This is a genomic window from Agathobaculum sp. LCP25S3_E8, assembly GCF_052117165.1.
Lineage (GTDB): Bacteria > Bacillota > Clostridia > Oscillospirales > Butyricicoccaceae > Agathobaculum.
This window is the reverse complement of sequence record NZ_JBQKJR010000087.1, coordinates 1-8,074: the sequence shown is the minus strand read 5'-3', so window position 1 is coordinate 8,074 and position 8,074 is coordinate 1. Positions and strand designations below refer to the sequence as shown.

At 48.1% G+C, this 8,074-nt stretch carries 8 protein-coding genes and 1 pseudogene; all 9 read left to right on the top strand.

From position 1 onward, the window contains the following. Window positions 1-112: 112 nt before the first annotated feature. Window positions 113-955 (top strand): annotated as a pseudogene (locus tag ACTQ34_RS16835) (anthranilate synthase component I family protein); the annotation flags it as partial. Next, window positions 952-1,521 (top strand): anthranilate synthase component II, encoded by a 570-nt coding sequence (locus ACTQ34_RS16830; RefSeq protein ID WP_441364782.1) that lies wholly within the window; start codon window positions 952-954, stop codon window positions 1,519-1,521. The pseudogene ACTQ34_RS16835 and the gene ACTQ34_RS16830, both read left to right, overlap by 4 nt. 3 nt (window positions 1,522-1,524) lie before the next feature. Then, window positions 1,525-2,556 carry an anthranilate phosphoribosyltransferase gene (gene trpD, locus ACTQ34_RS16825; RefSeq protein WP_441364781.1) on the top strand — a complete coding sequence of 344 codons (1,032 nt, stop codon included), beginning with the start codon at window positions 1,525-1,527 and terminating at the stop codon, window positions 2,554-2,556. Then, entirely contained in the window at window positions 2,553-3,335 is a 783-nt protein-coding gene (trpC, locus tag ACTQ34_RS16820; protein WP_441364780.1) for an indole-3-glycerol phosphate synthase TrpC, read from the top strand. Before trpD ends, trpC begins: the two co-directional genes overlap by 4 nt. After that, window positions 3,332-3,940 carry a phosphoribosylanthranilate isomerase gene (locus tag ACTQ34_RS16815; protein ID WP_441364779.1) on the top strand — a complete coding sequence of 203 codons (609 nt, stop codon included), beginning with the start codon at window positions 3,332-3,334 and terminating at the stop codon, window positions 3,938-3,940. Before trpC ends, ACTQ34_RS16815 begins: the two co-directional genes overlap by 4 nt. Beyond that, complete coding sequence (gene trpB / locus ACTQ34_RS16810; protein WP_441364778.1) at window positions 3,937-5,127, top strand: tryptophan synthase subunit beta; 1,191 nt, start codon at window positions 3,937-3,939, stop codon at window positions 5,125-5,127. Before ACTQ34_RS16815 ends, trpB begins: the two co-directional genes overlap by 4 nt. After that, complete coding sequence (gene trpA / locus ACTQ34_RS16805; protein ID WP_441364777.1) at window positions 5,120-5,890, top strand: tryptophan synthase subunit alpha; 771 nt, start codon at window positions 5,120-5,122, stop codon at window positions 5,888-5,890. The genes trpB and trpA overlap by 8 nt, the downstream gene beginning before the upstream one ends. A gap of 367 nt (window positions 5,891-6,257) precedes the next feature. Continuing rightward, the gene (locus ACTQ34_RS16800; protein WP_441364776.1) at window positions 6,258-7,316 is read left to right on the top strand and encodes an ABC transporter permease; all 1,059 of its coding nucleotides are present in this window, start codon (window positions 6,258-6,260) and stop codon (window positions 7,314-7,316) included. Continuing rightward, the gene (locus ACTQ34_RS16795) at window positions 7,313-7,972 is read left to right on the top strand and encodes an iron chelate uptake ABC transporter family permease subunit (RefSeq protein ID WP_441364775.1); all 660 of its coding nucleotides are present in this window, start codon (window positions 7,313-7,315) and stop codon (window positions 7,970-7,972) included. Before ACTQ34_RS16800 ends, ACTQ34_RS16795 begins: the two co-directional genes overlap by 4 nt. Window positions 7,973-8,074: the final 102 nt, after the last annotated feature.

The window sequence follows — 8,074 nt, the reverse complement described above, 5'->3', positions numbered from 1 at the left end:
AGGCAAAGCTAAAGGGCTTGCCGCCTGCAATTCACAGACAACAAGCCCTTTCGGCTGCTTAAACAATTTTTGCTTTCAAATATTGTCTAACTTTTGGGGGTCACTTCACAAGCTGCTTGGTGATGTGACACCATTGTTTGATAAAGAACAGTTCTGCGGCATGGTAGAGAAGGCAAAGCAGCATATCCGAGAGGGGGATATCTTCCAAATTGTGCTTTCCAACCGACTGAGCGCTCCCTTTGAGGGAAGCCTGCTCCATACCTACCGTGTGCTTCGCACCATCAACCCTTCGCCGTATATGTTCTATTTTTCGGGAACGGACGTAGAGGTCGCGGGCGCGTCGCCCGAAACGCTTGTGAAACTAGAAAACGGCGTGCTGCATACCTTCCCGCTTGCGGGAACAAGACCCAGAGGGAAAACCGATGCAGAAGACAGAGCGATGGAAACGGAGTTGCTTGCAGACGAAAAGGAGCTTGCCGAACACAATATGCTGGTTGATTTGGGACGAAATGATCTTGGGAGAATCAGCAAATTCGGTACGGTTCAGGTAGAAAAACTGCATTCTATTGAGCGCTTCTCGCACGTTATGCACATTGGATCTACTGTGCGCGGGCAGATTCGGGAAGACAAAGATGCACTCGATGCCATCGAAGCGGTGCTGCCTGCAGGAACGCTTTCCGGTGCGCCGAAAATCCGGGCTTGTCAGCTCATCGGAGAACTGGAGAACAACAAGCGCGGCATCTACGGCGGCGCCATCGGATATATCGATTTCACCGGCAATATGGACACCTGTATAGCCATCCGCATTGCCTATAAGAAAAACGGCAAGGTTTTTGTGAGAAGCGGCGCCGGAATTGTAGCGGATTCCGTTCCCGAAAAGGAATTCGAGGAGTGTTTGAACAAAGCAAAATCCTCACTGAAAGCACTGGAGCTTGCACAGGAGGCGGAATTATGATTCTTTTAATAGATAACTACGACAGCTTTTCCTATAACCTGTATCAACTCATCGGAGAACTTGAGTCGAATATCAAGGTTATCCGCAACGATGAAATGACGATAGAGGAAATCCGGGCTTTGCACCCCGACCGTATTATCCTTTCTCCCGGTCCGGGCAGGCCGGAGGATGCAGGCGTGATGATCCAAGCGGTAAAGACGCTTGGAAAGGAGATTCCCATCCTCGGCGTTTGCCTCGGCCATCAGGCGATATGCGCCGCTTTTGGCGCAACCGTTACTTATGCCAAAAAAATGATGCACGGAAAACAGTCTATCGTCCGATTTAATAGGGAATGTCCATTGTTTGGTGACTGTCCGGAAACCGCTCCGGTAGCCCGCTATCACTCTCTTGCGGCAGATGCCGACACCATACCGGCATGTTTGAAAATCACTGCTGCTACCATCGATGGTGAAATCATGTCGGTGCAGCATGAAACATATCCCATCTACGGCGTGCAATTTCATCCGGAATCTATCATGACGCCGAACGGCAAACAGATGCTTAGAAATTTCATAAAGGAGATATAAGTCATGATTAAAGATGCAATCGTGAAGATTGTGAACAAGGAAGACCTCACCTACGATGAGGCATATACCGTTATGAATGAAATCATGAGCGGGGAAACCTCGCCCACGCAAAACGCTGCGTTTCTTGCCGCGTTATCCACTAAAAGCGCAAGAGCTGAGACAACAGATGAAATCGCAGGATGTGCAGCGGCCATGCGTGCGCATGCAACCAGAGTAGAAACCGGTATGGAACTGTTTGAAATTGTTGGTACCGGTGGAGACAATGCGCATAGCTTTAATATTTCCACCACTTCTGCGCTTGTTGCGGCAGCGGGAGGGATAAAAGTTGCGAAGCATGGCAACCGGGCAGCGTCCTCTCAATGCGGTACAGCAGACTGCTTGGAAGCGCTCGGTGTCAATATTCAGCAGAGTCCCGCAAGATGTATTGAACTTCTTAACGAGGTTGGTATGTGCTTCTTCTTTGCACAGAAATATCATACATCGATGAAATATGTGGGTGCGATTCGCAAGGAACTCGGATTTCGAACCGTTTTCAACATTCTTGGGCCGCTGACAAATCCGGGAACTCCATCAATGCAGCTGCTCGGTGTGTATGATGATTACCTGGTTGAGCCGCTCGCACAGGTGTTAATCAATTTGGGAATCAAGCGAGGTATGGTGGTGTACGGTCAGGATAAACTTGACGAGATTTCTATGAGTGCACCGACTACCATATGCGAAATCAGAGACGGCTGGTTTAAGACTTCTGTTATCGCACCGGAGGATTTCGGTTTTGCACGCTGCACCAAAGACGATTTACGGGGCGGCACGCCAAAGGAAAATGCAAAAATCACACTTGCCATCTTGCATGGCGAAAAGGGACATATGAGAAATGCGGTCCTGATGAATGCGGGGGCAGCGCTCTACATTGGCGGGAAGGCGGATAGCATGCAAGACGGTATTGCGCTTGCCGCGGAAATCATTGATTCCGGCAAGGCGCTGGAAACGCTCAACAAACTCATTGAAGTAAGCAATCGCCCGGAGGTGAAAGGATGACGATTCTTGACCGACTTTCCGACTATGCCTGTCAGCGTACCGCGCAGGCGAAAAGCAAAATACCGCTCGAAGAAACCCGGCGGCAGGCTCTTTCGCTTCCAAAAGGAAACTTTGCGTTTGAAAACGCGTTGAAAACACCGGGCATATCTTTTATTTGCGAGTGCAAAAAAGCATCTCCCTCCAAAGGACTCATTGCGCATGATTTTCCATATCTGCAAATTGCGAAGGAGTATGAACAAGCGGGAGCAGATTGTATTTCTGTACTGACTGAGCCAAAATGGTTTTTGGGCAGCGATAAATACCTGACGGAAATCACAAACAACGTTTCCGTTCCCTGCCTGCGTAAAGACTTTACGGTGGATGAATATATGATTTATGAGGCTAAAATGCTCGGTGCATCGGCCGTACTGCTCATCTGTGCTATCCTGAGTGAAAAGCAAATCAAAGGATATATCGGCCTTTGCGATGAACTCGGCCTTTCTGCGCTGGTGGAGGTGCATGATGAAAGCGAGGTGCAAATGGCATTAAATGCCGGAGCGCGACTCATCGGTGTTAACAACCGCAACCTCAAGGATTTTTCTGTGGATACCGATAACAGCTGCAGACTGCGGGAACTGATACCCGCAGATGTGCTGTTTGTTTCTGAAAGCGGAGTCAGCAGTGCCGAGGATGTAGAAAAACTTCGAAATATCGGTGCAGATGCCGTGCTGATAGGGGAAACCTTGATGAAAGCCACAGACAAAAAAGCAAAACTCACCGAACTGCGAGGTGCCTTATGACAGCGATAAAGCTCTGCGGTCTTGCTCAGCCTTGCGATATAGAGACTGCCAATGCATTAAAACCCCAGTATGTTGGATTTGTTTTTGCTTCGAAAAGCAAGCGATATGTGAAACCCGAAAGAGCGAGGGAACTGAGGCAAATGCTTGCTCCCGATATCAAAGCGGTGGGTGTATTCGTTAATGAAAAGCCCGAAACGATTGCCGATTTCTTGAACAACGGCCTGATTGACGTTGCTCAATTGCACGGCGATGAGAGCGACGATCATATTGCGCAGCTGCGTAAATATACCGATCGGTCGATTATAAAGGCCTTTCGTATCAGAACTGCAAGCGATATTGTCCATGCAGAACAAAGCACTGCGGATTATGTTCTTCTGGATTCCGGTGCAGGCACAGGGACGGCATTTGATTGGAATCTGATACACAGCATTAAAAGACCGTATTTTCTTGCAGGAGGGTTGGAATCCGGTAATGTGCGTGCAGCCATCCGGACACTACGCCCATTCGCGGTGGATGTCAGCTCGGGCATAGAAACAGATGGAGTAAAAGATAAAACAAAAATGGCGGCGTTTGTGGCCGCCGTCAGAAAGGAAGATAGAACATGACCAATCCGAACGGACGCTTCGGTATTCACGGTGGACAGTATATTCCTGAAACGCTGATGAACGCTGTGCTTGAACTGGAACAAGCCTATAACCATTATAAAAACGATCCTGCATTCAATCAGGAGCTTACAGAACTGTTCAATGAATATGCAGGCAGACCGTCCAGACTGTACTTTGCGGAGAAAATGACAAAAGACCTTGGCGGTTCGAAAATATATCTCAAACGTGAGGATTTGAACCACACCGGCGCACACAAAATAAATAACGTGCTTGGTCAGGCCTTACTTGCAAAAAAGATGGGCAAGACAAGGCTGATTGCAGAAACTGGCGCCGGTCAGCATGGCGTTGCTACGGCAACTGCCGCTGCTCTGATGGGGATGGAGTGCATAGTTTTCATGGGGGAAGAAGATACCATCCGTCAGGCGCTCAATGTGTACCGTATGCGATTGCTGGGAGCGGAGGTCATCCCGGTAAAAACCGGCACGGCTACGTTGAAAGACGCTGTATCTGAGGCGATGCGTGAATGGACTTCTCGTATCAGCGATACCCATTATTGCCTCGGCTCTGTGATGGGACCTCATCCGTTTCCGACAATCGTTCGTGATTTTCAGGCAGTAATCTCCAAAGAGATCAAAGAACAGATGTTGCAAAAAGAAGGTCGGTTGCCTGATGCGGTGATCGCCTGTGTAGGTGGCGGATCCAATGCCATCGGCAGCTTCTATCATTTCATCGAGGAGAAAGATGTCAGGCTGATCGGTTGTGAAGCGGCGGGCAGGGGAATTGATACCTTCGAGACGGCTGCAACGGTCAACACCGGTCGAGTCGGCATTTTCCATGGGATGAAGTCCTATTTTTGTCAGGATGAATACGGTCAGATTGCGCCCGTTTATTCCATCTCCGCAGGTTTGGACTATCCCGGTATTGGTCCTGAACATGCGTATTTGCATGATATTGGCAGAGCTGAATATGTTCCTGTCACAGATGATGAGGCAGTAAATGCTTTTGAATATCTGGCAAAAACCGAGGGTATCATTCCGGCAATCGAATCGGCTCACGCTGTTGCACACGCGATAAAGATTGCCCCGACAATGGATAAAGACAAAATTATTGTTATCACCATTTCCGGCAGAGGCGACAAGGATTGCGCCGCTATCGCCCGTTACAGAGGAGAGGATATCCATGAGTAATATCAAACGCGCATTTGAAAACGGAAAGGCATTTATTGCGTTTATTACGTGCGGCGACCCTGATCTGGAAACCACCGCTGCTGCTGTCCGTGCTGCCGTTGCGAACGGCGCAGACCTTATCGAGCTTGGCATCCCGTTTTCCGATCCTACCGCTGAAGGCCCGGTCATACAGGGGGCCAATCTTCGTGCTTTGCGCGGCGGCATTACCACAGATAAAATTTTCGACTTTGTCAAAGAACTGCGTCGTGATGTAAAGATTCCGATGGTATTTATGACCTACGCCAATGTCGTATTCTCTTACGGTGCGGAGCGGTTCATTTCCACCTGTAAGGATATTGAGATCGACGGACTGATTTTGCCCGATTTGCCGTTTGAGGAAAAAGAGGAATTCCTGCCATTTTGCCGAAAATACGGTGTTGATTTGGTGTCACTCATTGCACCCACATCAGAAAACCGCATTGCTATGATTGCAAAAGAAGCGGAAGGCTTTCTGTATATCGTTTCCAGCCTTGGTGTGACGGGGATGAGAAGCGAAATCAAGACGGACCTTTCTTCAATTGTCAAGGTGGTAAGAGAGAATACGGATATCCCATGTGCGATTGGGTTTGGTATTTCTACGCCAGAGCAAGCAAAGAAAATGGCGGAGCTTTCTGACGGCGCGATTGTCGGTTCTGCGATTATAAAACTGCTCGAAATGCATGGTAAAGATACGCCAAAGTTTATCGGGGCGTATGTAAAATCTATGAAGGATGCATTGCGGTAATGGACGTATGCGATGAAATATGACGATAGGTAGGCGCAGAAGGCGGCATACCGTGGTCGACAGCATCAATGACTCTCGGGCTGTCATCGATTGTTCGTGCCGCACTGCATAACCAGTCCATACTGGCCGAGGCCGTGAAGTATGTGTCGTCTTATCAAGCGTACAGATGGACACAGATAGAATGATATATAACAGTGACAAATTCATATTCCATCTATAGGGATTGTTTCGCTATTTTAACAGTTGCATACAGCTAACTCGGTGTGATACAATAAATATACGATGCGCAGTGTGTGATGCATGGTAAGTCCGATCGCTACTGCGTATCATTTTTCGTCGTAGGTTAGCGAAAGCTAACTTGCGATAAATGAAAGGGGAAAATCTTATCAAACAGTTTCGATCCACTTTTGTGCTTGCCGTGTTGCTGCTCGTTTTATCTTGTTGCTCCCTGTTTGTTGGAGTTATCGAGATGAATCCGCAAGCATTGCTGGCAGGAAATTTGAACTTATGGGAAATCTTTCTGATTTCCAGATTGCCTCGGTTGCTGGCCATCCTGTGTACTGGCGTGGGCATGAGCGTAGCAGGATTGATCATGCAGCAGTTATGCAGCAATAAGTTTGTTTCACCGACTACCGGTGCCACAATTTCCTCGGCTCAGTTTGGCATTTTGTTGGCGCTGCTTTTCATGCCGACTTCCACCTTGTGGACCCGGGCGTTTTTTGCCTTTGCCGCAGCCGTTTTAGGAACATGGATATTCGTGTGGTTTATTCAGCGCCTTCAGTTTAAAGACGTGGTAATGGTTCCGCTGGTAGGCATCATGTTCGGTAATGTTATCGGCGGAATGACAACGTATTTGGCCTACAAATATGAGATGACGCAAGCATTGTCTTCTTGGCTGGTCGGACATTTTTCTCTGGTGCTGAAAGGGCGATACGAAATTGTCTGGCTGACCGTTCCTATGGTTGTGCTGGCATTTCTATTTGCCAATCACTTTAACATCGTGGGCATGGGCAAGGACTTTTCTCAAAATCTGGGCGTGTCCTACAATTTGGTTCTTTTTGCAGGGCTGACTATTGCTGCCATGATCACCGCTAGCATTGTTGTGGTGGTTGGGGCTATCTCATACGTCGGACTCATAGTGCCCAATGTGGTTGCGATGTATAAGGGTGACAAAATTCGCGGTACCTTGGTCGATACTGCACTGTTTGGTGCCATTTTTGTGCTGGTATGCGATATGATTGGCCGTGTTGTCATCTTTCCCTACGAGCTGCCTATCGAGCTTATCGTGGGCGTTCTGGGCAGTCTTATCTTTATTGCGCTGCTATTCTATCGGATCAAATATGGCCGGAAAGCAATTCGGTTGGGCGGAGCCAGAACAAGCGGCTGCGCTGCCATGCCTTGTCTGAAGGGAGGGGCAGAACAATGAGTACTCTTGCAGTCCGCGCTAATCAACGAAAGCTTTTGATGTTGGCTATTCTTGTAATGCTGTGTGCGGCTGGATATATGCTGGTAGAGGTAAATTTTTCAAACCCTAAGCTGCTGGCCTATGCCTTGAAAATTCGTACGCCTAAACTGATTGCCATGCTGATTACAGCATTTTCTATCGGTGGAGCATCCATTGTATTTCAGTCTATCATCAATAATACCATTGTCACACCATGTCTGCTCGGCATGAACTCGCTTTATACCTTGATTCATACGGCGGTAGTGTTCTTTCTCGGCTCTGCCAGTCTCGTGGCCTCCAATGCTAATTTATCTTTCGCAGTGGATGTGGTGCTGATGGGAATCGCAGCTACCATAATCTACAGCTGGATATTTAAAAAGACAAAGCATAATGTGCTGTATGTGCTTTTGGTTGGCACGGTGCTGACATCTTTTTTGGGCAGTATCCAGACAACCCTAACCAGAGTGATGGATCCCAATGAATATGACAGTTTATTAAATACACTGGTGGCAAGCTTCAGTAATATTAACTCTGAAATCATTGTTTTTTCGCTTGTTCTTCTGGCAAGTATTATTGTTGTTCTTCGCAAGGAATTGGCGCTATTGGATGTTCTGGCCTTAGGGAAGGAACTGGAATAGTCAAGAAAACCGCACACCCAACGAATTCAATTAGGCAACCTGCGCCGGATTTTGCGCCCACCGTGCGCGCTTGCGCAGCGGAGGAAGGTTTTCCTCATTGGC